The following is a 22,835-nucleotide window of genomic DNA, read 5'->3' on the forward strand; positions in this document are numbered from 1 at the left end:
ACTCTGTGACGCGCAGGCACTGTCTCAACGCAGTGCCTCTGCCATGCTGCCAACGATTATCCGCTTACCCTCCCTCTCCCCAACCTCCAATGCTTGCCCATCCCGCTGCTTCCCCTGCCGCGCCTGCCCCACCAATTGCGGAATCAAGTCCCCTTCAGGCAAATGCTTCCAGAATCGTCCCGGCATGTGCTGTCGTAACGCGGTGGGATTGAGCCTTGCCGGGTTGAAAATGTGACGATAATAGGTGCGCCACAACTCGGCGCCGGGGTCTTCGGCGTGGCGGGCCCATTGCTGCCACTGCTCGGGGCAGCGCCGCTGGTAATCCAGCGATTGGCCATCGAAACGGATTCCGTCGCGAGGCGTTGCGATCAGCCAGCGTTGCCGGCCCAGCCGCTCGGCGAAATGACCACTCGCGCTTTCAAGGATGTCGTGGGCCGGCTGGTGAAAAGCCACCAGATCCAATTCCAGTCGCTCGGCCACGGCTGGCGGCAAGGGGATGAAGCGCACAAAGGCGTGCAAATGATGGGCTTCGCGGCTGACCTGTTTGATGCGCCGTTGCAGTTCGCTACCCAGTCGATCCCCAGCGAGCATGGCCGTGCGGTCGCCATGGGCGACGCGCCAGAGCACTTCGTACAACAGACTCCAGCGCTGCTCACCCTGATAGCGGCTGGCCTGTTCGAGCTGATCCAACAAGGCCGCCGGAACACGCGTGCGGAACGGTCCCGGACCTTGCGGCAAGGGCGCCTGCACGGCCAACAAATCGGCCGTGGGGCCCTGGGACCATGTCACGTCGCAGGGGTCGACTCCATGCCCGAGCAGCGTTCGGGCCTGGTCACGCCACGTGGCGAAATCATCGTCACAATCCAGCGCGATCATGCCCATAATCCCATTTGCACAGGCCTTTGAGGATCGCGCAAACGAGCCCGCAGCAAGCCGCTGCGCATTTGAGCGTCGGCGGGTCGATAATCGCTGGTGACGATAAACGGCCGGGCCTTCTCCAGTACGCAGCGCATCTGCACCAGATCGTCGTAGCGAATCCGCCGCTCCCTGCGCAACGCTACCAGGCGTTGCACACTCCGCAGGCCAATGCCGGGGATACGCGCCAGCAACGCAGGTTCGGCGCGGTTGAGGTCAAGAGGGAAAACTTCGCGATTGGCCAATGCCCAGGCCAGCTTGGGATCGATGTCCAGGTCCAGGTTGGCGGTTTTTCCCAGCAGCTCGCCGGCCTTGTAGCCGTAGCCGCGCATGAGGAAGTCGGCCTGATACAGACGATGCTCGCGCAGCAATGGCGGCGCGGCCAGCGGAACGCTGGCGGGGCTGTCGGGGATCGGGCTAAAGGCGGAATAGTAGACCCGCCGCAACCCGTAGCCTTGGTAGAGCGACTCGGCATTGCTGAGGATGGCATGGTCATCGGTGGCATCAGCCCCCACGATCACCTGGGTGCTTTGCCCGGCCGGGGCAAAACGCGGCGCCCGGGGCTCGCCGGCCACCGCTTGTTGACCGTGATGGATGGTGCCCATGGCCTGGCGGATGGTCGTCAATCGCTTTTCCGGCGCCAAGCGCTTGAGGCTCACCTCACTGGACAGTTCGATGTTCACACTCAGGCGATCCGCCAACCGTCCCGCTTCTTCGATCAACAGCGGATCAGCATCGGGAATGGTCTTGAGATGGATGTAACCGCGGAACTGGTGCTCCTCTCGCAGCAGCCGTGCCACTCGGATCAATTGCTCCATCGTGTAATCCGCCGAGCGAATGATGCCGGAACTGAGGAACAGGCCGCTGATGCAGTTTCGCCGGTAGAAATCCAGCGTCAGGCGAACCACCTCCTCCGGCGTGAATCGCGCCCTCGGCACGTTGCTAGAGCGACGGTTGACGCAGTATTGGCAGTCATACAGGCAGAAATTGGTCAGCAACACCTTGAGTAGAGAAACACAGCGGCCGTCCGGAGTGTAACTATGGCAAATGCCCATGCCATCGGTTGCGCCAAGCCCGTCGCGCCCCCGAGAGCTGCGTTTGGGGGCGCCACTGCTGGCGCAAGATGCGTCATATTTGGCGGCGTCGGCAAGAATGCCGAGCTTGGCGATGAGTTGCATGGAGAATGCCCCAATACTGGATGCATACACAGTATTTTGAGACGCGCCGCGATGCAAGCTCCGTTGGTCAATCCAGGCTCCTGAAGGACCGAATCATCCCGGCCACGGCGTAGGCCCTGGTGGCGGGATGGGCTATAATCCGTCCACTCACGCGATTGAGGTTCAGCCCCATGGGCAATGTCAGCCTTGAAACAAAGAAGGCCTACGCGGCCAGGACACGCCGATCCAATTACGCCGCCAGCCTGCGCCTGGAAGGCTTCAAGGTGTCTCCCGAAGACGGCGAATGCAAGCTGCCCTCCCGTGAACAAGTCCTGAAGACCTTCACCCAGACCAGAACCTGATGCCCGACAAATATGGTGTCGGGGAAGACGCCTACTGCTACGCGGGCTCCACGGTCCTTCGCAATAAACTCGAGATCCGCGACGAGCCGACCCTGGACGAAGCCGAACAACAACTGTCGGCCATCGCAGCGGCAAGCGTCGAGTTCAACCCTCCCCCCTACGACCTGAGCTACCTGCAGAATATTCATCGAGCATTGTTCTGCGACCTGTTCGAGTGGGCTGGGGAACTGCGCACCGTTGGCATGGCCAAACAAGCCTTGCGCTTTTGCCAACCCGAATACATGGAAAAGGAAGCCGAGCAAATCTTCGCCAAACTGGCGACGGCGAACTGGTTCGAAGGCATGGACCGAGCGGACTTGATCGTGGCTGTGGCTGATGCCTATTCCGACATCAACGTCGTGCACCCCTTCCGCGAAGGCAATGGCCGCGCCCAGCGCATACTGTTTGAGCATCTGATCATGAATGCGGGATTTGAGATCAGTTGGTGGGGGATCGAAAAAGACGAATGGATCTGCGCCAATATCGCGGCCTACAACTGCGTGCTGGGGCCTATGGAAAAAGTGTTTGAGAAATGTATTGGGCAAGCGATTCAACCCTAGGCATAAGCCCTCTCTGCGCTCCCCCGTTTAAGTGCTACATTCCCCACCAGCCTAATCTTCCAAAAGACAAAACATGTACCGGACCGCCTCCTTCCCACCGAACAAGCAAGGTCGCGACTTCGTGGTGGGCGACATACACGGTCATTTCAACATGCTTGCCACGGCCTTGACCGCAGTGAATTTCAATACCGAGCTGGACCGTATTTTTTCCGTGGGCGATCTTATCGACCGGGGTCCCGACTCAGAAGACGTGTTGAACTGGCTGGAGAAGCCCTGGTTCCACGCGGTACGCGGCAATCACGAGCAAATGCTGATCGACGGTATCTCCGGCCATGGGGACAGACCCAGGCATATCCGCAACGGTGGCGCTTGGCTCTACAAGTTGAACCCTGCCATCCAGGACAAGCTGTTAAAGGCCTTTGAAAAACTTCCAGTCATTCTCGAAATCCATCTATCGCCAAACGAAACGGTTGGGGTCGTACATGCCCAGGCGCCGATGGTCGGCCTTAACGATGATTGGCAGGGTGCGAAAGACGCCATAACCGGGAAACTTGGAGAGCAGTGTCAACGCCAAGCCTTGGCGGAAGCCCTGTATGCCCGAGAAAAAATAGAACGACAGGACCAGACTTCAATCAAGGGCCTCCACGCACTCTACGTCGGGCATTCCACCGTCCCCAACGTCACGCGCCTCGGCAACGTGGTCTATATGGACACTGGCTGCTCCTTTTCCGACGGTGCGTTAAGCCTCGTGGAAATCAACAGCCAAGCCGTCATCAGCGTAGGCACGACACAATGAAGTAACGGCTAATCAAAAAGGGGATTTATTTATCCCATTTACCGAAACAAAGCCAATCAGCAGACAGCAAAAAGCCGCCTCATCGGCGGCTAATTATTTGGGGAATAATATCTGGCGGCTAAGCCTTCAGTTCTTCCGGTGTATGCGTCTTGAGCCAATCGGCCAAGGCGGCGTTCATTCGTGTTTGCCAGCCCGGACCAGAAGCTCTGAATTTCTCCAGCACGTCAGCATCGAAACGAACATTGACGTGTTCTTTAGTGGCTACCGCCTTTGGCCGACCACGCTTTGGCTTGAGCATTTCCTTTGCCTGAGCTTTGCCGAACAATCCCACAAGCACCTCACTGGCTGGTTTGGCCTTGGCAAAGTCTTCGGTCGACCATTCGGGGTTCGCCGTATCGACCCTCTCAGGACTGGGTTTTTTGGTCATGATTTTTGACCTCCCGTTTGTTGGCTTTACGAAAGCTGATGACGTGGACTGCGTCACCCCGTGGGGTAAACACTACTACATGCAGCCGATCCCCTATGTACCCCATCGCCCGATAACGACACTCGCCGTAGTCGAATCGATCATCTTCCAGGATCAATGCTGTAGACCATTCAAAATCCCGCACGAGGGCAAACGGAAGTCCACGTTCTTCGACGTTGCGAGCGTCTTTGGCTGGATCATAAGTAATCTGCATGCAATTATCGTAGCCACATTAAATCGTGAAGACAAGGTGTGCGTCGAAACGATGACCGAGCATGCGCTCTGCCTGGTTGTCATTAAAGATTGAGTCGCCAGGCTTGAGAGCCGCCAAGTACCCGACAAACATCCCTGATAAACTACGCCCATTCGCCCCGATGACTCAGATTCCCAATGCCCCTACAACCTGCTTCGCTGTCCCGCCGCTTCTCCGTCGCCCCCATGATGGATTGGACTGACGCCCATTGCCGCTACTTCCTGCGCATCCTCTCCAAACACGCCCTGCTCTACACCGAAATGGTCACCACCGGCGCGCTGCTCAACGGTGATCACGAGCGCTTTCTGCGCCACCATGAGACCGAACACCCGCTTGCCTTGCAGCTGGGCGGTAGCGTTCCGAGCGACTTGGCGGCCTGTTCCCGGATGGCCGAGGAACACGGTTACGATGAGGTCAATCTGAATGTCGGTTGCCCCAGCGACAGAGTGCAGAACAACATGATTGGCGCCTGCCTGATGGGACATCCAGACCTGGTGGCCGATTGCGTGAAAGCGATGCGTGATGCGGTGTCGATTCCGGTGACGGTCAAGCATCGGATCGGAATCAACGGACGCGACAGCTACGAGCAGTTATGTGAGTTCGTCGGCACGGTGCACGAAGCCGGATGCACCAGTTTCACCGTGCATGCGCGGATTGCGATCCTGGAAGGGCTTTCGCCGAAGGAGAACCGTGACATTCCACCGTTGCGGTATGACGTGGTGGCACGGTTGAAAGCTGATTTCCCTGGGCTGGAAATTGTCCTGAACGGCGGGATCAAGACGCTCGAGGCGTGCCACGAACACCTGCGGACGTTCGACGGTGTCATGCTCGGACGCGAGGCCTACCACAACCCGTACCTGCTGGCCGAGGTCGATCAACAGCTGTTCGGCAGCACGGCGCCGATCATCGGCCGCGCCGAAGCCCTGGCACAGTTGCGGCCTTATATCGCCAATCACTTGGCCACAGGCGGCGCCATGCATCACATCACTCGGCACGTATTGGGGCTGGGCACTGGCTTCCCGGGGGCCCGACGGTTCCGGCAGTTGTTGTCGGTAGACATCCACAAGACCAAGGATCCACTGGCGCTTCTGGATCAGGCGGGACATCTGCTCGAAGGTCGCTGACCGTCACTTGCTTTGAACCTGCAAGCTGTTTTGGCATCGTATCTAGCGGTAGTTGCCCCGGCCTTTCAAACAGCTGTTTTCAGGTTGTTGCCGCTGGGGCCATCGATACCTCTTCACACCCTTGAGTGGCTGCCGGCCCTCGGGTAATGTCAACGGACCCATAGGACAGAGCACGCCCATGACTTCCAAGCTGGAACAACTCAAGCAGTTCACTACCGTCGTGGCCGATACCGGCGACTTCGAAGCCATCGCCCGCATCAAGCCCGTAGACGCTACCACCAACCCTTCCCTGCTGCTCAAGGCCTCGGCCATTCACGGTTACGCCGAGCTGCTGAACGCCTGCGTGGCGGACTGCAAGGGCGACGTGGGCTTGGCGAGCGACCGTTTTGGCGTCGCGGTGGGCCAAGAGATCCTGAAAGTGATTCCGGGGCGCATTTCCACCGAAGTGGATGCGCGCCTGTCGTTCGACACCGAGGCCATGTTGAAGCGTGCCCATCGCCTGGTCGACCTGTACGAAAAGGCCGGTGTGGGTCGTGAGCGCGTACTGATCAAGATCGCGTCCACCTGGGAAGGCATCCGCGCCGCCGAGAAGCTGGAGCGCGAGGGTATCCAGTGCAACCTGACCCTGCTGTTCTCCTTCGCCCAGGCCGCCGCCTGCGCCGATGCCGGCGTGTTCCTGATTTCGCCGTTCGTGGGTCGTATCTATGACTGGTACAAGAAGGCCAATGGCAACGATTACACCGGTTCCGATGATCCGGGCGTGCAATCGGTGACGCGCATCTACAACTACTACAAGGCCAATGACTACAAGACCGTGGTCATGGGCGCAAGCTTCCGCAATCTGAACCAGATCGAGCAATTGGCCGGCTGCGACCGCTTGACGGTCAGCCCTGAACTGCTGGAAAAACTGGCCGCCGACGAGGGCAAGTTGGAACGCAAGCTGGCGCCTGGGCAAGCCGGAGAAGCACGCTTGAGCCTCAACGAGGCACAGTTCCGCTGGCTGTCCAACGAGGACGCCATGGCGACCGAGAAACTGGCCGAAGGCATCCGCCAGTTCGCTCGGGACCAGGAGAAGCTGGAAGCGTTGCTGCAAGCCAAGCTCTGAATTGAGTCAGCGACATGCAAAAGGGCGAACCTGAATGGGTTCGCCCTTTTTTGTGCGGCCGTTGTGATGTAGCTGCTGCGCTAAGGCCGCTCAGCCAATAGAGAGAATCAAGGACGCTCCAACGCGTTAACCAAGTCATGGAACGCTTCACGGTTGGAGTCGTTCAGGCCCATCAGGATCTTGTGGGCTTCCAACACCTTGATCCGCACTTCCTCTTCGGACTGGTCCTGATCAGGCAGATCGTCCAGGCACTCCGGGCATGGCACCGGGTCGCCGACGATATTGAACACCTGGTCGAAGCCCATCGATTGCAGAAGACGGGTGATGTCGTTGTGGGTGGTGACGACGGTAGGCAGCAGGCCGACCTTTTGCCGCGACAGGATCGACAGTTTGGCCAGCAAGCCCAAGGTGGTGCTGTCGATGCTGCGGGTTTCGGTCAAGTCGATCACGATGGCGCTGAAGTTCAGCGCGGTGAAGATCTTTTCGATTGTCGCATCCAGCGCTGAACACAAGGTCAGGCGCACTTCACCGACAAACTTCAGGACAAATGTGCCGTCCTGCTCGGCGAACTGGATTCTACCGGTACTCATCAAAGGTTCCTGCTCAACACTAACAGGGCGATATCATCCGGCATCTCCCCTAGCGTGGCTAATCCAAACACTTGCCGCAGGCCTTCCAGGCTGCCGCCCGCCGCACTTACCCGTTCAGGCAAGGCTGCTTCTTTCTCTTTGAGTGTAGGTTCTGACAAAAGGTCCAAAATGCCATCAGACATCAGCGTCAGGCTGAACGCCGGTGGCAGTTCCAGCACGTGGTCTTCATAGGTCGCCTCGTTGAACAGGCCCACCGGCAAACCACGCCCTTCCAGGTAACGAACACTGTCAGGTGTATACAACACAGGCAACGGCAGGTGACCGCCGATGCTATACGTCAACAAACCAGTCTCCTCGTCGATGACTCCACCGACCATCGTGACGTGTTTACCCAGCTTACAACTGATCAGGCCCCGGTTGATATGCCCAAGGACTTCCGAAGGCTTGAATTCCGGCAAAGTACCGTTGCGCTTGGATTCGAACAGCAGGCGCGTGGTCATGAATTTCAGCAGTACCGTCACGAACGCCGACGAAGCGCCATGGCCGGAAACGTCCGCCAGATAGAATGCCACTCGACGTTCATCGACCCGGAAATAATCGACAAAATCCCCCGACAGGTACAACGACGGGATGATCTGGTGCGCAAAGCGGAAGCCATCGACTGTCCAGGGGCTGACCGGCAGCATGTTCATCTGCACCTGGCGCCCGGCATTCTGGTCTTCCTGCAGCAGGTTCAGGCTGGCTTCCAGCTCACGATTGGCTGTCTCCAGCTTCTCGCGGTAACGTTGGTTTTCCACCAACAGGCGCGAGCGATCCAGCGCCCGGCGTACGGAGTGCTCAAGCACGGCGAGGTCTTCGAGGGGCTTGATCAGGTAGTCCGCCGCGCCCAGGCGCAAGGCTTCGACCGCGTCATTCATCACGCCCGCACCCGACACCACGATCACCGGCGTCTGCGACGACAGCTCGGTGACCTGGCGAATGAGTTCGAGTCCGCCCATCTGCGGCATGCGCAGGTCGCAGATGACCAGGTCGGGCTTGTCCTGCTCGAATACCTGGAGACCCTGTTGGCCATTGCTGGCCTGCAGGACGCTGAAACCACTGTCTTCCAAGTAGGCTGCGAGACTGGCTCGCACCACTTCGTCATCATCGATTATCAGCAGCGTGGCACTGGTTATTGGCATGTGGGCAAACGGCGCCAGAATTAGGTTGGCGTAGCGGGCTGGGCGATCGGGCCTGGCGCGCACTACTGGATTCGCTTTCTAGCCTCTCTGTCGTACAGGTTTCAGGCCTTTGCCCTACACGCAGTTACATCAGAGGTGCCCTTCTAAGGCGCAGACGGTACTCCCATCCGCGGGGCGTTTCAAGCTCATGCAGATAGCCGCTTGCCGTCTTTATTTGTCAAAGTCCGGAGAGTTATAAGAACCGAGCGAAGCGTAACTCAATGGAAGGATGGATCTGCGCCTTGACAGACGCCAAAGCGAAGAAGGCGGCCTTTCGGCCGCCTTCGTGTTTTACAAATCGAAATCAGAAATCGTCTTCGACCTGGCCATCCTTGACCTTGAATTCGCGGTTTTGCAGGTAGGCATTGCGGATGAACACGTATTTGTCGCCGCTGACCATCTTCTCGGCCGACAACAGGCTGGCGCGGGTGTCGACGATGTTCAGGCCCCAGATCGAATTGCGCACCGACACATTATCGATATACGGGTACGGCGTGGCATAGCTGTCGACCATCTTCGCCGGCGCATCACGCAAGGTGCTAGGCCCGAGCAAGGGCAGCATCAAGTACGGCCCACTGCCCAGGCCCCAGTACCCCAAGGTCTGGCCAAAATCTTCGTCGTTGCGCTGCAACCCCATCTTGGTGCCTACGTCGAAGAAGCCCAGGAGGCCAAACGTGGTGTTGAAGATCAGTCGCGCAGTGTCGACACCGGCGGCGGCCGGCTTGGCTTGCAGCACGTCGTTGGCGAGGTTGCCCACGTCACCGATGTTGCGGAACATGTTGTGGATGCCGTCCTCAAGGAATTGCGGCGTTACGTATTGATAACCTTGGGCCAGCGGCTTCAGGGCATAGGTGTCGATGGTGTCATTGAACGTAAAGATCGGACGGTTGACGCTTTCCCATGGATCTTCTTCCGTGGCGGCCTGGGCGGCGAACGGCACCAGCAGGACACTGGCAGACAGACACAGCTGAGCTAGACGATGGCTCCAGCGCATAGGGAAAAACTCCTTGGATTAATCTGGCAAGGGCGCCGAGCCCAGGCGGTAAGGTGGCTAGTATAAGGCGGAACGCGTGGATAGGCAGCAATGAAAAGAGCAGCTGGCTGTAGGAACATTCCGCGATCCTCCGCCTTCATTTCATTGTCACCGGACTGTCACAGGAGCTCGTTAGGCTGCTTGGTTATTTCAAGGACGTTCTCATGCCCCGCGCCGAAGCCCTGCCCCTCCCCGCTCCCAGCCTCACCGCTGTACTGTTTGGCCTGAGTGGATGCCTGGTGGATTTCGGCGCGCGTGTTCGCCAGCCAGGGGCCACGCCGACCGATCTCGCACAACCGACACCCGGTGCATTGGAGAGTCTGCAACGTTTGCAGCATCTGGACATCCCCTGCGCCTGGCTCGACGAATTGCCGCCTGCTGTCAGCCATAGCCTCGCCGCGTCATTGCCGGCATTCATCAAGGCGCCGCAACTTCCTGCAACAAATCAGCCATGGCCAGCACCGCACGCTTGCTGGCAATCGCTGATGGCGCTGGACGTCCAGCAATTGGACGGCTGCGTGTTGGTCAGTAGCGAACCGAAGTTGTTGCAGTCGGGGCTCAACGCCGGTCTGTGGACCATCGGGCTGGCGTCCTGTGGCTCGTTGTGCGGCCTGGCGCCCGCCGAGTGGCAGGCCTTGAGCCAACAAGAACGGGAGGCCAAACGCGCCAAGGCCACCGTGCAGCTGTTCGGCCTGGGCGTGCATTCGGTGATCGATCATCTGGGCGAACTCGATACCTGCCTGGCCGATATCAGCCTGCGCCGACTTAAAGGCGAGAAGCCCTGACCAGGATCATGCAGGGCGCGTAAGTGTGGATTACTCTTAAGGCAAGCCACGGACTTTTGACGCCGCGTCACGGTCCATGGAAGTGCCTATCAATAAAGGGAGTACGCCAATGCCTGCCCGCCGCGAACTGCAAGAACAACTGAATGCCCTGCGCGAGCAATTGGACCAGAACCCGCCGTTGTCTGAGCCAGAGCGCGAACACCTGCATCAGTTAATGGCGCAGATTGACGCTAAGATCCAATTGGAAAACCAGCTTCAGGACAACAACCTGGTCGACGGCGTGAACTTGGCCGTGGAGCGCTTTGAGGTTGACCACCCGGGTATCGCGGGCACGTTGCGCAACATCATGCTGACGTTGGGTAACATGGGAATCTGAATGACCGGATGCAAAAGCCCCGCTGGCGATAGCGGGGCTTTTTACTGTTGACCTACATACCCTTGAAGGGAGGTTTATTGACGAACCAAGCGCTGGTTCGGCAACTGCACCGCTTCAGTACTGCGATACGGGTTGATATCCAACCCACCCCGCCGCACATACCGTGCATACACTGTCAGTTTCTCCGGCTTGAGCAAGCGCTGCAGATCGAGGAAGATCCGCTCCACGCATTGCTCATGGAAATCCGAATGCTGGCGAAAGCTGACGATGTAGGCCAGCAGGCTCGCGTGGTCCAGCGCCGCACCGCGATACTCCACCGCCACGCTGCCCCAATCCGGCTGGCTGGTCACCGGGCAATTGGATTTGAGCAGATGGCTGTGCACGCTCTCCTCAACGATGCGCGATGCATCGCAACGCAGCAACTCCGGACGCGGATGCTCGTAGGAGTCGACGCTGATGTCCAGGTCGTCGATGCACACACCCGGCAGCGCCACGACGCCTTCGCGCTCTACGTCCTTGAGGCTACGAATGCGCACACTCACTGGTTTACCCGCCGCCGCTGACAGATCCTTGTGCAAGGTCGCTTCCAGGCTCGCGGTATCGGCGAACGGGGTCTGGTTCAACGAGTTCAGGTACAGCTTGAAGGATTTCGATTCGATGATGTTCGGCGAATCCGCCGGGATCGCGAACTCACCGATAGCCACCACCGGCTTGCCGGACGGCAACAGCCAGGACAGCTCGAAACAGTTCCAGAAATCCACACCCTTGTACGGCAGGGTCTCGGCCGTCAGGCCCAGCTCCGCCCATTTCGCGGTGCGCGGGATCGGGAATAGCAATGAGGGCGTGTACGTGGCGATGTATTCGCTGGATTTGCCCAGCGGCGAATGTTCGGCTGCGGGATGCATGACGGAAACCTGACTGAAGAATCAGCGGATTCTACCAGTCTTTACGGTTCTCTTGAGCCCTTACTCCGCCAACTGACTTGCAGTCGCATTACAACTTTGTCAGCTTGACCCATGACACGATGCGCCACGGTATAACGCCCTCGTTCAAACACAGCCGCGAGCAACCCATGAAACTGCTGATCGTCGAAGACCAATTGAAAACCGGCCAATACCTGCGCCAAGGCTTGAGCGAAGCCGGTTTCAACGCCGACTTGGTGGCCGATGGCATCACCGGCCAGCAACTGGCCCTAAGCGGTGAATACAAGCTGCTGATCCTAGACGTGATGCTGCCCGGTCGTGATGGCTGGCAGATCCTGCAAGCGGTACGCGGGGCTGGGCTGGAGACGCCGGTGCTGTTCCTGACCGCGCGCGATGCGGTGCAGGATCGGGTACACGGGCTGGAACTGGGCGCCGACGATTACCTGGTCAAGCCCTTTGCCTTTTCCGAACTGCTGGCCCGGGTTCGGAGCCTGTTGCGCCGAGGCAGTTCGGCGACCCAGGAAACCAGCCTGCAACTGGCGGACCTGCGCCTGGACCTGATCCGCCGGCGAGTAGAGCGCAGTGGCCGACGCATCGATTTGACCGCCAAGGAGTTTGCCTTGTTGGAAATGCTGCTGCGGCGCCAGGGCGAAGTACTGCCAAAGTCGCTGATTGCCTCGCAGGTCTGGGACATGAATTTCGACAGCGATACCAACGTCATCGAGGTGGCAATCCGGCGTCTGCGGATCAAGGTCGACGATGAGTTTCCCAACAAGCTGATCCACACCGTGCGCGGCATGGGCTATGTCCTCGAAGAGCGCAGCCTGTGAATCATCGATGGACGCTGAGCAATCGCTTGGCACTGCTTTTCGCTGCGTGCACCGCCATTGTGTCGTTGTTTGCAGGCGTACTGTTCAGCCGAGGCAGCGAGGCGCACTTCATCGAGCTGGACCAGCAAGTGCTCGAAGCCAAGTTGATTGGCGTGCGGCGCGCCTTGCAGGACAGCCATGGCCACGATCCGCGCAAACTCCTGGACGATGAGTTGAGCCGTCAGGCAGACTTGGCCTTGCGCATCAAGGACAACGAAGGCGTCCGCTGGCATGGCGGCTCGATTCGAATTCCAGCGCAAGTGCCGGAGCGGCTTGGCTTGTCCACGCTCAGCGACGCCAACAATGATTATCGGGTGTTGAATGCGCCGCTGTATCTTGATCGCGCGGACTCGGCGCAGCTCACGCTGTTGCTCGACATCACTCATCACCAGCACTTCCTACAGCGCATGCAGCGCCTGATCTGGTTGACCGTCGGCCTCTCGGCCGTGGCCACCGCCCTGCTCGGCGCCTGGGCAGCGCGACGTGGTCTGCGCCCCTTGCGACGCATGGGCGCCATTGCCAGCAATGTCTCGGCCCGCTCACTCAACGCCCGACTGCCAGAAGAGCATATGCCCGCCGAACTGGCGGAATTGGCCCACAGCATCAACGACATGCTCGGACGCCTGGATGACGCCTTTCAACGTCTTTCTGCCTTCTCTGCCGATATCGCCCATGAATTGCGCACGCCATTGTCGAACCTGCTGACCCACACTCAGGTCACACTCACCCGCGAGCGCTCACTGGAGGATTACCGCGAAGCGCTGCACGGCAACCTCGAAGAACTGCAATGGATGGCGCAACTGGTCAACGACATGCTCTACCTCGCCAAAGCCGATCATGGCTTGCTGGCGCTCCACCGCGAACCGCTGGACCTTGCCCAGGAAGCGGATCTGCTGCTGGAGTTTTTCGCCCCCCTGGCCGAAGACACCCATGTGCACCTGAGCCGCGAGGGCAATAGCCACATAGAGGGAGACCGCAACATGGTGCGCCGGGCCCTCTCCAACCTGATGGACAACGCCCTGCGCTTCACTCCCGATGGCGGCGAAGTGCGTGTGCGGATTGTGGATGGAGCTCAAGAGGTGAGTGTCAGCGTGGAGAACAGTGGCGAAGGCATTACAGCGGACTTGCTGCCGCGCCTGTTCGACCGTTTCTATCGCGCCGATCCGTCCCGCCAGGAAGGCAGCAGCGAGCACGCTGGACTGGGGCTGGCCATCACCCGCTCGATCATCCGCGCCCATGGCGGGGAGATCCGCTGCGAATCGGCTGATGGCTGGACGCGGTTTGTGATCGAGTTGCCAAAGAGCAATTGAAGGCAACTCATACCTGTGGCGAGGGGATTTATCCCCGCTGGGTCGCGAAGCGGCCCCAAAATGAACAACTCAGTCTGTCTGGTGCACCGAGGCGTCTGGATTTAGGGCTGCTCCGCAGCCCAGCGGGGATAAATCCCCTCGCCACAAGGGCTTTGGAGCAAACTCTCGGCCTCAGGAATACCGCAACGCCTGCGCCGGTTCGATCTTCGCCGCGCGCCAGGCCGGGTATACGGTGGCGAGGAAGCTCAGGATGAACCCGGCGGAGCAGATCAATATCACGTCGCCACGCTGCAGCTCCGACGGCAAGTTACTGACGAAGTACACGTCTGAACTGAAGATATGCTGGCCGCTGACCCGCTCCAGCCACCCCACCAATTCGCTGACGTTCAACGCCGCAATCACCCCCAGCACGCCGCCGATCAACGTGCCGACGACGCCAATCACTGTGCCCTGGACCATGAAGATCGCCATGATCTGCCGCGGTGTGGCGCCAATCGTGCGCAAGATGGCGATGTCCGCGCCTTTATCGTTCACTACCATGATCAAGGTGGCGATGATGTTGAACGCCGCCACCGCGACGATCATCAACAACAGCAGGCCGATCATGGTCTTTTCCATTTTCATGGCGCTGAACAGGCTGCCCTGGGTGTGGGTCCAGTCGTCGGCCTTGTAGCCCGCGCCAAGGCCGGTGGCGATATCACCGGACACTTTCGGGGCCGCGTACAAATCCTTCACCGCCAGGCGCACACTCTGCACCTGGTTCGGCTGCCAGTGCTGCATCTGTGCGGCGTCGGCGAGGTGGATCAGCGCCATCGAGCCGTCCAACTCTGCACCGACCTTGAACACACCCACCACATTCAGCCGCTGCATCCGTGGCGTGATGCCACCCGGCGCGGTGCTGATTTCCGGCACGATCAAGGTCAGCTTGTCGCCGACGTTGAGGCGGAAACGCCGGGCAGTGATTTCGCCGATGACAACGCCAAACTCGCCCGGCTTCAGGGCATCGAGACGCCCCTGGACGATGTGCTGGGCGACGATCGAGACCTTGCCTTCCTGGGCCGGATCGATGCCGCTGATCTGGATCGGCTGCATTGAACCTTTATGGCTCAGCATCCCCTCCATCTCGGTAAACGGCACGGCGGCGGTCACTTCGGGATTCTTCAACGCCGCGGCGGCCACCGGCTGCCAGTCGTCGATAGGATTGACGCCGACGATGGTCGCGTGGGGCACCATGCCGAGGATGCGCGAGCTCATTTCGCGCTGGAAGCCGTTCATTACCGACAACACCACGATCATCGCCAGCACGCCCAAGGCGAGGCCGATCATCGAGGTCATGGAGATGAACGAAACAAAGCGATTGCGGCGCTTGGCGCGGGTATAGCGCGTGCCGATAAAGATCGATAACGGTCTGAACATTCGCGGGGCACCGTATGAAAATAAAAGACCCGGCGCTGTTCAACAGGCGCCGGGTTTCGGTCGGTCAGATGGGCGTCAGGCAACCTTCCTGCAAGTGCAGGACGCGGTCCATCTGGCGGGCCAGGTTCATGTCGTGAGTCACCACCAGGAACGCGGTGCGCATCGAGGTGCTGAGTTCCAGCATCAAGTCCTGGATGCCCTGGGCGGTGTGGGAGTCGAGGTTACCGGTGGGCTCGTCGAGCATCACCAGCCCCGGCTTGTTGACCAGGGCCCGGGCAATCGCCACGCGCTGGCGCTCACCGCCGGACAGCTCGGCCGGCTTGTGCTCCAGGCGATGGCCCAGCCCTACCCGCTCCAGCAACGCCGTGGCGCGCTGCCGGGCTTCGGGAATCGCCGTGCGGCCGATCAACAGCGGCATGCAGACGTTCTCCAGCGCCGTGAACTCGGGCAGCAAATGGTGGAACTGGTAGACGAAACCCAGGGACCGGTTGCGCAGCAGGCCCCGGGCCTTCTCGTTTAGCGCCGACAGTTCTTCACCGGCCAGCCAGACACTGCCGGCAGTCGGCGTATCCAGGCCACCGAGCAGGTTGAGCAAGGTACTTTTGCCCGATCCGGAGGTGCCGACAATCGCCACGCGCTCGCCAGGATGCAGCTCCAGCTGCAGGCCCGACAACACCACCACCGACTCCGGTCCTTCCTCGTAGGATTTGCCCAGGTTGCGGCAGCTCAAGATAGCTTTTTCACTCATGCCCGACTCACTCATAACGTAACGCCTCTGCCGGCTGGGTGCGCGCGGCACGCCAGGCTGGGTACAGGGTGGCGAGGAAACTCAGGATCAACGCGGCGCCGCAGACCATCAACACGTCATCGGACTGCAACTGCGATGGCAGGTAGTCGATGAAATACACGTCGGCGTTGAGAAACTTGTGCCCGAGCAGCCCTTCAAGGGCGGCAATCGCGGCGCTGACATTCAATGCGGCGAACATCCCGACCAAGGCCCCCACGAACGTACCGATCACACCGATGACCGTGCCCTGGACCATGAAGATGCGCATGATCTGCCCCGGCGTGGCGCCGAGGGTGCGCAGGATGGCGATGTCGCCTTTCTTGTCGTTCACCACCATCACCAGCGTCGAGATGATGTTGAAGGCCGCCACGGCCACGATCAGCAACAGCAGCAGGCCGATCATGGCCTTCTCCATGCGGATCGCCTGGTACAGGTTGCCGTGGGTGCGGGTCCAGTCGCGGGCGTAGTAACGGTCTTCGCCGAGCTGCTGGGCAATGCTCCAGGCGACGCGCGGCGCCTGGAACAAATCGTCGAACTTCAGCCGCAGGCCCTGCACCTGATCCGGCTTCCAGCGATGCAGGCGGGCCAGGTCCTGGAGATTGGTCACGCCCAGGTAGCCGTCCAGCTCGCCGGCGCCGACATGGAAAATGCCGACCACGGTAAAGCGCTTCATGCGCGGGAACATCCCGCCCGGCGTCACGGTGACCTCCGGAGCGACAAACGTCAGCTTGTCGCCGATGGCGACGCCGAGCTTGGCCGCAGCCTTGTCGCCGATCACGATACCGAAGCTGCCCGGCGTCAAGTCGTCGAGCTTCCCCTGTTTCATGAAGTTGTCGATGATCGACACCTGCCGTTCGAGCCCGGGGTCGATGCCGTTGAGCAAGACCTTGGACACCTTGCCGTCGTTGGTCAGCAGCCCCTGCATCTGGGTGAAAGGCGCAACGGCCAGCACCTGCGGGTTCTGCTTGACCTTGGCGGCCAGGCTTGGCCAGTCGCTGATGGCTTCCCCGGTTTCGAGGGTCGCGTGGGGCACCATGCCCAGCACGCGGGTGCGCATTTCATGATCGAAGCCGTTCATCACCGACAGCACGACGATCATCACGACCACGCCCAAGGCGAGTCCGATGATGGACGTCAGGGAAATGAACGATACAAAATGATTGCGACGCTTTGCACGGGTATAACGCGTGCCGATAAATACGAAGAGAGGTCTGAACATGTCGGGGCTTGTTCGGAGGGAAAAGGAACGTCCTTGTGGCGGGGGTCACAAACCAGCTTTACACTCAGACCACCGCCGCTACCATGGGTTCGCCATGTCGACATTAGATGAAGAAGATCGCCGCGAATACTACCGTATCGAGGACACGATCGCACTGGAAATTCGGCCCTTGTCCATTCCTGAAGCTGCCAGCCAGGAAGTGTTGCAGGATGAGTCCCCACTGTTCAATCTGCTCAGCGAACTGCACCTGAGCGAATTCGAGTCACAACACCTGTTGCGCCAGATCAGCGAGCGCGAACGCAGCATCGCGGCCTATCTCAAGGCCATGAACAAGCGCATCGATTTGCTCAGCCAGGTCATCGCCGTGACGGTGCTCGGCGAAATCGGCGAACCCCAGCCGGTGATCATCTCCGAAGGCGGCATCGACTTCCAATACCCCACCCCCATTGCCGTCGGCGCACACCTGTCGATCAAACTGGTGCTGATGCCCCAGGCCTTGGGGTTGTTGCTCCGGGCCCGCGTTACCCATTGCGACCCCAAGGGCGGTGGCTATGACGTAGGCACCGAGTTTGAGCACCCGACCGACGCCCAGCGTCAATTGCTGGCCCGCTATATCCTGCAAAAACAGGCTCAAGAACGACGCCTGGCCCGAGAACTGAACGAATCTGGCATCAATAAGGAAGAACCGTGACCCTCATTTATGGCCACCGCGGCGCCAAGGGCGAAGCACCGGAAAACACCCTCATCGGTTTCCAGGAATGCCTCAAGCACGGCGTGCGCCGTTGCGAGCTGGACCTGCACTTGTCAATGGACGGCGAGTTGATGGTGATCCACGATCCGACCCTCAAGCGCACCACGGACCGTCGGGGCAAGGTCGTTGAACACACCGCTGCCGAACTGGTGACCTACGACGCGCGCAAGGGTGGACCCGGCTGGATCAAGCCTTGCCCGATCCCGCGCCTGGAGGAACTGTTCGAACAATGTGATTTCGAGCACTGGCAGCTAGAGGTGAAAAGCGCATCACGCACCCGGGCTGCCGCCACGGTGCTGGGGATTCGCGAGATGGCCCAGCGTTTCGGGCTGCTGGACAAGATCACCATCACGTCCAGTTCCCGGGAAGTGCTCAAGGCCGCCCTGGACCTGACGCCAGACATTTCCCGTGGACTGGTGGCCGAATACGCCTGGCTCGACCCGTTGAAGGTTGCCCAAAGCTATGGCTGCGAGATTCTCGCGCTGAACTGGACCCTGTGCACGCCGGAGCGCCTGGTCAAGGCGCAGCGCCAGGGGCTGCATGTGTCGGTGTGGACCGTCAACGAGCCCGCGCTCATGCGCAGGCTCGCCGACTTTGGCGCTGACAGCCTGATTACAGACTTTCCCGGTTTGGCCACTGCCACCCTCGAGAATTGCTGAAATCGGTCTCCCCGGCCGGCTCAGGCCACCGGCCGGAGCCGCTCAAAAAAGCCGGTTGAGCCCGTCATAGGCCGCTACCCGGTAGGCTTCGGCCATGGTCGGGTAGTTGAACGTGGTGTTGACGAAGTACTTCAACGTGTTCAGTTCGCCCGGCTGGTTCATGATCGCCTGGCCAATGTGCACGATCTCCGATGCCTGGTAGCCGAAGCAGTGCACGCCCAGCACTTCCAGGGTCTCGCGGTGGAACAGGATCTTCAGCATGCCTTGCGGCTCGCCGGCGATCTGCGCCCGCGCCATGCTCTTGAAGAACGCCTTGCCCACTTCGTACGGCACCTTGGCCTGGGTCAGCTCCTGCTCGTTCTTGCCGATCGAGCTGATCTCCGGAATGGTGTAGATGCCGGTCGGCACGTCGTTGACGAAGCGCCAGCTGCCATTGTCGACAATGCTGCCAGCAGCCGAACGGCCCTGGTCGTGGGCGGCGCTGGCCAGGCTCGGCCAACCGATCACGTCGCCGGCACCATAGATGTTCGGCACGCAGGTGCGATAGTTCTCGTCGACTTCGATCTGGCCGCGGCTGTTGACCTTCACGCCGATATTTTCCAGGCCCAGGGTATCGGTGTTACCGGTACGGCCGTTGCACCAGAGCAAGGCGTCGGCCTTGATCTTCTTGCCCGACTTGAGGTGCAGGATCACGCCGTTGTCGCAGCCTTCGACGCGCTCGTAGTCTTCGTTGTGGCGCACGGTGATGTTGTTGTTGCTGAAGTGATAGCTCAGGGCCTGGGAGATTTCCGAGTCGAGGAAGCTCAGCAATTGGCCGCGGTTGTCCACCAGTTCCACCAGCACACCCAGGCCGCTGAAGATCGAGGCGTACTCGCAACCGATCACGCCGGCGCCGTAGACGATCAGCTTGCGCGGGGTGTGCCCCAGGCTCAGGATGGTGTCGCTATCGTAGATACGCGCGTGGTTGAAATCGATGTCGGCCGGGCGATACGGGCGCGATCCAGTGGCGATGATGATGTGCTTGGCCACCAGTTTCTCGACCACGCCATTACCGCAGACCACTTCGACCGTCTGCTCGTCGGCAAAGCTGCCGGTGCCGAAAAATACGTCAACACGGTTGCGGGCGTAGTAGCCGGTACGCGAGGCCACTTGCTTGGAGATCACCTTCTCGGCGCTCTTGAGCACGTCCGGGAAGGAGAACCAGCGCGGCTCGCCGATGGCCCGGAACATCGGGTTGGTGTTGAACTGCATGATCTGCCGGACCGAGTGACGCAAGGCCTTGGACGGGATGGTACCCAAGTGGGTGCAGTTGCCGCCGACCTGCCGACGGCTGTCGACCATCGCCACCTTGCGCCCTGCCTTGGCCGCGTTCATTGCCGCGCCTTCCCCCGCCGGGCCGGAGCCCAGTACCACCACGTCGTAGTTGTAGACAGCCATGCGTACTCCTCAGAACAGGCCGCGATGCCACATTTGGCATCGACGGCTAAATCATGCCGGCCGGCGGCATGAAGGAACAATTTTCAGGCCGGTTCACGAGCCCGGCCACAGTCTATAGAAGCGTCAACGCCGCGCACATTACCCCTTGGTCGCGTCGTAGGCTAGGGGGCGCTCCCCTTTACCTGCGCTATTTCGCCACAGGTAGGCTTTCAGGGCGCTGTCATCATTGATTTTTTCCGCCGGCCATCCGTTCAAACGCATCGTTTGTGCGAACGACGAAACGGTCATTGTCCCGCAAGACAAAAAATACCCCGATGCCATGCTCCTGGGCATAGTCCCAACCCTGTTCAGGGCCGAGAATCAGCAACAGCGTCGATAGTCCATCGGCCATTAGCGCCGAAGGATGAATCACCGTGACGGACGCCAGGTTGTGTAGGACCGGCGCACCGGTGCGTGCATCAAAGGTGTGGGAATATCGCCTGCCGCCCTGCTCGAAATATTTACGGTAGTCGCCCGAGGTCGAAACGCCATAACCATCGAGCTCAATGACACGCTCCGCCACTCGCTTGTCGTCCCGGGGTTCTTCCAAGGCGACACGCCACGCGGAATCATCCGGCTTGCGCCCAGCGGCCCTGAGTTCTCCAGTGACCTCGGCCAGATAACTGTCGATGCCCAATGCCTTGAGCCGGGCGGCGATGCGGTCGACGGCATAGCCTGCGGCGATGCTGTTGAAGTCGACCTCGACCGCGGCGTCTTTGCACAACCGCTCGCCGTCGATGTGCAAGTGCCGATAGCCGACACGTTGCCGTGCCTGGGCCAAAGCGTCGGCGCCGGGGACCTCTTCGGTACGTGACTGGGGGCCGAACCCCCATAGATTCAGCAAAGGTTCGACGGTCAGGTCGAAAGCGCCATCGCTTTGCGAAGACAGCTGCTCACCGACCCGGATCAATTCGAGAACCGGAACGGGCATGACCGCACAACTGTCGGCTGGCAGCGCGTTGAAACGCTCGATGTCCGAGTCACCGCGGTAAGTGGAAAATTGCCGATCGACCTCGGCAAGGATGTTTTCCACCTCGCCGCGCACCTCTTTCGGACCGGCTGTGGCGACATGCCTGACGTACTGGATCGAATAGCGACTACCCATGGTCGGGCCATCGAAGCGTTCAAGGGTGTCGCCGTTGCCGCAACCGGACAACACGCCGGCCAGCATCACAAGCCCAATCCATCGTCCAGTTAACAAATCTTCATCTCCCCTCAAAACCACGCCGGCCATTATGGGCTACAGCGCTCCCGCAGCGAGCAATGCTTCCCTACAAGATTGGCCAAAGTGAGTACCTACACATGTCTTCCCAAACGAGCAACGGCAAGGCGATTTTTCGTGTTGTCAGCGGCAACTTCCTGGAGATGTTCGATTTCATGGTGTACGGCTTCTACGCCACAGCCATCGCCAAGACATTCTTTCCCACCGACAGTGCCTTTGCCTCCCTGATGCTGTCCTTGGCGACGTTCGGCGCCGGGTTCCTCATGCGTCCGCTGGGGGCGATTTTTCTCGGCGCCTACATCGACCGCCACGGCCGCCGCAAAGGCCTGATCATCACCCTCGCGATGATGGCAGCCGGCACCGTGCTGATTGCCTGCGTGCCCGGTTACGCCACCCTCGGCGTGGCAGCGCCGTTGCTGGTGCTGCTGGGGCGGTTGTTGCAAGGCTTCTCCGCTGGCGTCGAATTGGGTGGTGTGTCGGTGTACCTGGCGGAGATTTCCACGCCGGGGCGCAAGGGCTTTTTTGTCAGTTGGCAATCCGCCAGCCAACAGGCCGCCGTGGTGTTTGCCGGCTTGCTGGGAGTCGCTCTGAATCATTGGCTGAGCCCCGTGGAAATGGGTGAATGGGGCTGGCGCGTGCCGTTCCTCGTCGGATGCCTGATCGTACCGGTCATCTTCGTGATTCGCCGCTCACTGGAAGAAACACCTGAATTCCAGGCAAGAAAACACCGCCCTACCCTGGCGGAAATCGTCCGCTCCATCGGCCAGAATTTTGGCATCGTCCTGGCGGGCATGGCGCTGGTGGTGATGACCACCGTGTCGTTTTACCTGATCACCGCCTACACACCGACATTTGGCAAGGCCGAGCTGAACCTGTCGGACCTGGATGCGCTGCTGGTCACGGTGTGTATCGGCTTATCGAATTTCTTCTGGCTGCCGGTCATGGGCGCGTTTTCCGACAAGATTGGACGTAAACCCCTGCTGCTGGCTGCGACCATTCTCGCAATCTTGACTGCGTACCCCGCGCTGTCCTGGCTGGTGGCGAACCCCAGCTTCAGCCATTTGCTGATCGTCGAGTTGTGGTTGTCGTTCCTGTATGGATCGTACAACGGAGCGATGGTGGTCGCCTTGACGGAAATCATGCCCGTCGAAGTGCGCACCACTGGTTTTTCCCTGGCCTACAGCCTGGCGACGGCGACGTTCGGTGGGTTTACCCCGGCGGCCTGTACCTACCTGATCCATGTGCTCGACAACAAGGCCGCACCAGGGATCTGGCTCAGTGGTGCGGCGGTGCTCGGGTTGATCGCGACCTTGGTGCTGTTCAAGGGCAATCGGCATGAATTGCGGACGGCGCAGGCTTCAATGGTCAGCGGCGCCTGACAAACCCCAGGCGAAAAAAAAACGCCCCGACAAGTCGGGGCGT

The 22,835-nt window shown here is 60.1% G+C and carries 25 protein-coding genes; 12 read left to right on the plus strand and 13 right to left on the minus strand.

What is annotated here, in order from left to right; genetic code table 11:
* Positions 1 to 24 precede the first annotated feature (24 nt).
* Both HU762_RS10950 and HU762_RS10955 read right to left on the minus strand, forming a co-directional pair.
* Complete coding sequence (locus HU762_RS10950) at positions 25 to 882, minus strand: TIGR03915 family putative DNA repair protein (RefSeq protein ID WP_186636496.1); 858 nt, start codon at positions 880 to 882, stop codon at positions 25 to 27.
* Positions 873 to 2,093, minus strand: coding sequence for a putative DNA modification/repair radical SAM protein (locus HU762_RS10955; protein ID WP_186636499.1), 1,221 nt, complete (start codon positions 2,091 to 2,093; stop codon positions 873 to 875). The genes HU762_RS10950 and HU762_RS10955 overlap by 10 nt, the downstream gene beginning before the upstream one ends.
* 170 nt (positions 2,094 to 2,263) lie before the next feature.
* Between HU762_RS10955 and HU762_RS10960 the strand changes: the two genes are divergently transcribed.
* From HU762_RS10960 to HU762_RS10970, 3 genes are all read left to right on the plus strand, one after another.
* Positions 2,264 to 2,434 carry a YhfG family protein gene (locus HU762_RS10960; RefSeq protein WP_186609798.1) on the plus strand — a complete coding sequence of 57 codons (171 nt, stop codon included), beginning with the start codon at positions 2,264 to 2,266 and terminating at the stop codon, positions 2,432 to 2,434.
* Positions 2,434 to 3,033 carry a putative adenosine monophosphate-protein transferase Fic gene (locus tag HU762_RS10965; protein ID WP_186636501.1) on the plus strand — a complete coding sequence of 200 codons (600 nt, stop codon included), beginning with the start codon at positions 2,434 to 2,436 and terminating at the stop codon, positions 3,031 to 3,033. The genes HU762_RS10960 and HU762_RS10965 overlap by 1 nt, the downstream gene beginning before the upstream one ends.
* A gap of 73 nt (positions 3,034 to 3,106) precedes the next feature.
* Positions 3,107 to 3,829: a metallophosphoesterase gene (locus HU762_RS10970; protein WP_186636503.1), complete on the plus strand. Its 723-nt coding sequence runs from the start codon at positions 3,107 to 3,109 to the stop codon at positions 3,827 to 3,829.
* Between the two features lie 118 nt (positions 3,830 to 3,947).
* Here HU762_RS10970 and HU762_RS10975 read toward each other — a convergent pair whose 3' ends face one another.
* Together HU762_RS10975 and HU762_RS10980 are read right to left on the minus strand one after the other, a co-directional pair.
* The gene (locus HU762_RS10975) at positions 3,948 to 4,256 is read right to left on the minus strand and encodes a BrnA antitoxin family protein (protein WP_186636505.1); all 309 of its coding nucleotides are present in this window, start codon (positions 4,254 to 4,256) and stop codon (positions 3,948 to 3,950) included.
* A complete protein-coding gene (locus HU762_RS10980; RefSeq protein ID WP_186636506.1) occupies positions 4,234 to 4,509 on the minus strand; it encodes a BrnT family toxin in 276 nt (91 codons plus the stop codon). The genes HU762_RS10975 and HU762_RS10980 overlap by 23 nt, the downstream gene beginning before the upstream one ends.
* Positions 4,510 to 4,685: 176 nt before the next feature.
* On the opposite strand from HU762_RS10980, the gene dusA reads away from it, so the two are divergent.
* A complete protein-coding gene (dusA, locus tag HU762_RS10985; protein ID WP_186636507.1) occupies positions 4,686 to 5,672 on the plus strand; it encodes a tRNA dihydrouridine(20/20a) synthase DusA in 987 nt (328 codons plus the stop codon).
* Positions 5,673 to 5,850: 178 nt separating this feature from the next.
* Positions 5,851 to 6,777: a transaldolase gene (gene tal, locus HU762_RS10990; RefSeq protein ID WP_186636508.1), complete on the plus strand. Its 927-nt coding sequence runs from the start codon at positions 5,851 to 5,853 to the stop codon at positions 6,775 to 6,777.
* A 107-nt stretch (positions 6,778 to 6,884) separates the two neighbouring features.
* On the opposite strand, the gene rssC is transcribed toward tal, so the two are convergent.
* The 3 genes from rssC to HU762_RS11005 all read right to left on the minus strand — a co-directional run bounded on the left by rssC (position 6,885) and on the right by HU762_RS11005 (position 9,581).
* Positions 6,885 to 7,367, minus strand: coding sequence for an anti-sigma factor antagonist RssC (gene rssC / locus HU762_RS10995; protein WP_186609803.1), 483 nt, complete (start codon positions 7,365 to 7,367; stop codon positions 6,885 to 6,887).
* Complete coding sequence (gene rssB, locus HU762_RS11000) at positions 7,367 to 8,548, minus strand: two-component system response regulator RssB (protein WP_186609804.1); 1,182 nt, start codon at positions 8,546 to 8,548, stop codon at positions 7,367 to 7,369. Before rssB ends, rssC begins: the two co-directional genes overlap by 1 nt.
* A gap of 343 nt (positions 8,549 to 8,891) precedes the next feature.
* Positions 8,892 to 9,581 (minus strand): VacJ family lipoprotein, encoded by a 690-nt coding sequence (locus HU762_RS11005; protein WP_186636509.1) that lies wholly within the window; start codon positions 9,579 to 9,581, stop codon positions 8,892 to 8,894.
* Positions 9,582 to 9,784: 203 nt separating this feature from the next.
* Between HU762_RS11005 and HU762_RS11010 the strand changes: the two genes are divergently transcribed.
* Positions 9,785 to 10,405, plus strand: a complete 621-nt coding sequence (locus tag HU762_RS11010) for an HAD family phosphatase (RefSeq protein WP_186636511.1) — start codon at positions 9,785 to 9,787, stop codon at positions 10,403 to 10,405.
* A 109-nt stretch (positions 10,406 to 10,514) separates the two neighbouring features.
* Positions 10,515 to 10,781: a DUF4404 family protein gene (locus HU762_RS11015; RefSeq protein ID WP_186636513.1), complete on the plus strand. Its 267-nt coding sequence runs from the start codon at positions 10,515 to 10,517 to the stop codon at positions 10,779 to 10,781.
* A 74-nt stretch (positions 10,782 to 10,855) separates the two neighbouring features.
* Here the strand turns inward: HU762_RS11015 and queF are convergent, their stop codons facing one another.
* Complete coding sequence (queF, locus tag HU762_RS11020) at positions 10,856 to 11,686, minus strand: NADPH-dependent 7-cyano-7-deazaguanine reductase QueF (RefSeq protein ID WP_186636515.1); 831 nt, start codon at positions 11,684 to 11,686, stop codon at positions 10,856 to 10,858.
* A gap of 167 nt (positions 11,687 to 11,853) precedes the next feature.
* Between queF and HU762_RS11025 the strand changes: the two genes are divergently transcribed.
* Both HU762_RS11025 and HU762_RS11030 read left to right on the plus strand, forming a co-directional pair.
* Entirely contained in the window at positions 11,854 to 12,534 is a 681-nt protein-coding gene (locus tag HU762_RS11025; RefSeq protein ID WP_186636517.1) for a heavy metal response regulator transcription factor, read from the plus strand.
* The gene (locus HU762_RS11030; protein ID WP_186636520.1) at positions 12,531 to 13,883 is read left to right on the plus strand and encodes a heavy metal sensor histidine kinase; all 1,353 of its coding nucleotides are present in this window, start codon (positions 12,531 to 12,533) and stop codon (positions 13,881 to 13,883) included. Before HU762_RS11025 ends, HU762_RS11030 begins: the two co-directional genes overlap by 4 nt.
* Before the next feature lie 171 nt (positions 13,884 to 14,054).
* On the opposite strand, the gene HU762_RS11035 is transcribed toward HU762_RS11030, so the two are convergent.
* The 3 genes from HU762_RS11035 to HU762_RS11045 all read right to left on the minus strand — a co-directional run bounded on the left by HU762_RS11035 (position 14,055) and on the right by HU762_RS11045 (position 17,305).
* Entirely contained in the window at positions 14,055 to 15,299 is a 1,245-nt protein-coding gene (locus tag HU762_RS11035) for a lipoprotein-releasing ABC transporter permease subunit (protein WP_186636523.1), read from the minus strand.
* A gap of 64 nt (positions 15,300 to 15,363) precedes the next feature.
* Entirely contained in the window at positions 15,364 to 16,047 is a 684-nt protein-coding gene (lolD, locus tag HU762_RS11040) for a lipoprotein-releasing ABC transporter ATP-binding protein LolD (RefSeq protein WP_162843734.1), read from the minus strand.
* Positions 16,048 to 16,054: 7 nt separating this feature from the next.
* On the minus strand, positions 16,055 to 17,305 hold the full coding sequence (locus HU762_RS11045; RefSeq protein WP_186636525.1) for a lipoprotein-releasing ABC transporter permease subunit: 1,251 nt from the start codon (positions 17,303 to 17,305) through the stop codon (positions 16,055 to 16,057).
* Positions 17,306 to 17,399: 94 nt separating this feature from the next.
* On the opposite strand from HU762_RS11045, the gene HU762_RS11050 reads away from it, so the two are divergent.
* Entirely contained in the window at positions 17,400 to 17,996 is a 597-nt protein-coding gene (locus HU762_RS11050; RefSeq protein WP_181286899.1) for a PilZ domain-containing protein, read from the plus strand.
* Positions 17,993 to 18,715 carry a glycerophosphodiester phosphodiesterase family protein gene (locus tag HU762_RS11055; RefSeq protein WP_186609813.1) on the plus strand — a complete coding sequence of 241 codons (723 nt, stop codon included), beginning with the start codon at positions 17,993 to 17,995 and terminating at the stop codon, positions 18,713 to 18,715. Before HU762_RS11050 ends, HU762_RS11055 begins: the two co-directional genes overlap by 4 nt.
* A 42-nt stretch (positions 18,716 to 18,757) precedes the next feature.
* Here the strand turns inward: HU762_RS11055 and sthA are convergent, their stop codons facing one another.
* Both sthA and HU762_RS11065 read right to left on the minus strand, forming a co-directional pair.
* Complete coding sequence (gene sthA, locus HU762_RS11060; RefSeq protein ID WP_186609814.1) at positions 18,758 to 20,152, minus strand: Si-specific NAD(P)(+) transhydrogenase; 1,395 nt, start codon at positions 20,150 to 20,152, stop codon at positions 18,758 to 18,760.
* A gap of 223 nt (positions 20,153 to 20,375) precedes the next feature.
* A complete protein-coding gene (locus HU762_RS11065) occupies positions 20,376 to 21,362 on the minus strand; it encodes an FAD:protein FMN transferase (RefSeq protein ID WP_238340378.1) in 987 nt (328 codons plus the stop codon).
* A 131-nt stretch (positions 21,363 to 21,493) separates the two neighbouring features.
* Between HU762_RS11065 and HU762_RS11070 the strand changes: the two genes are divergently transcribed.
* Positions 21,494 to 22,792: an MFS transporter gene (locus HU762_RS11070; protein WP_186636529.1), complete on the plus strand. Its 1,299-nt coding sequence runs from the start codon at positions 21,494 to 21,496 to the stop codon at positions 22,790 to 22,792.
* Positions 22,793 to 22,835 lie beyond the last annotated feature (43 nt).

It is taken from the genome of Pseudomonas sp. SWRI92 (genome assembly GCF_014268685.1).
Classification (GTDB): Bacteria; Pseudomonadota; Gammaproteobacteria; order Pseudomonadales; family Pseudomonadaceae; genus Aquipseudomonas; species Aquipseudomonas marvdashtae.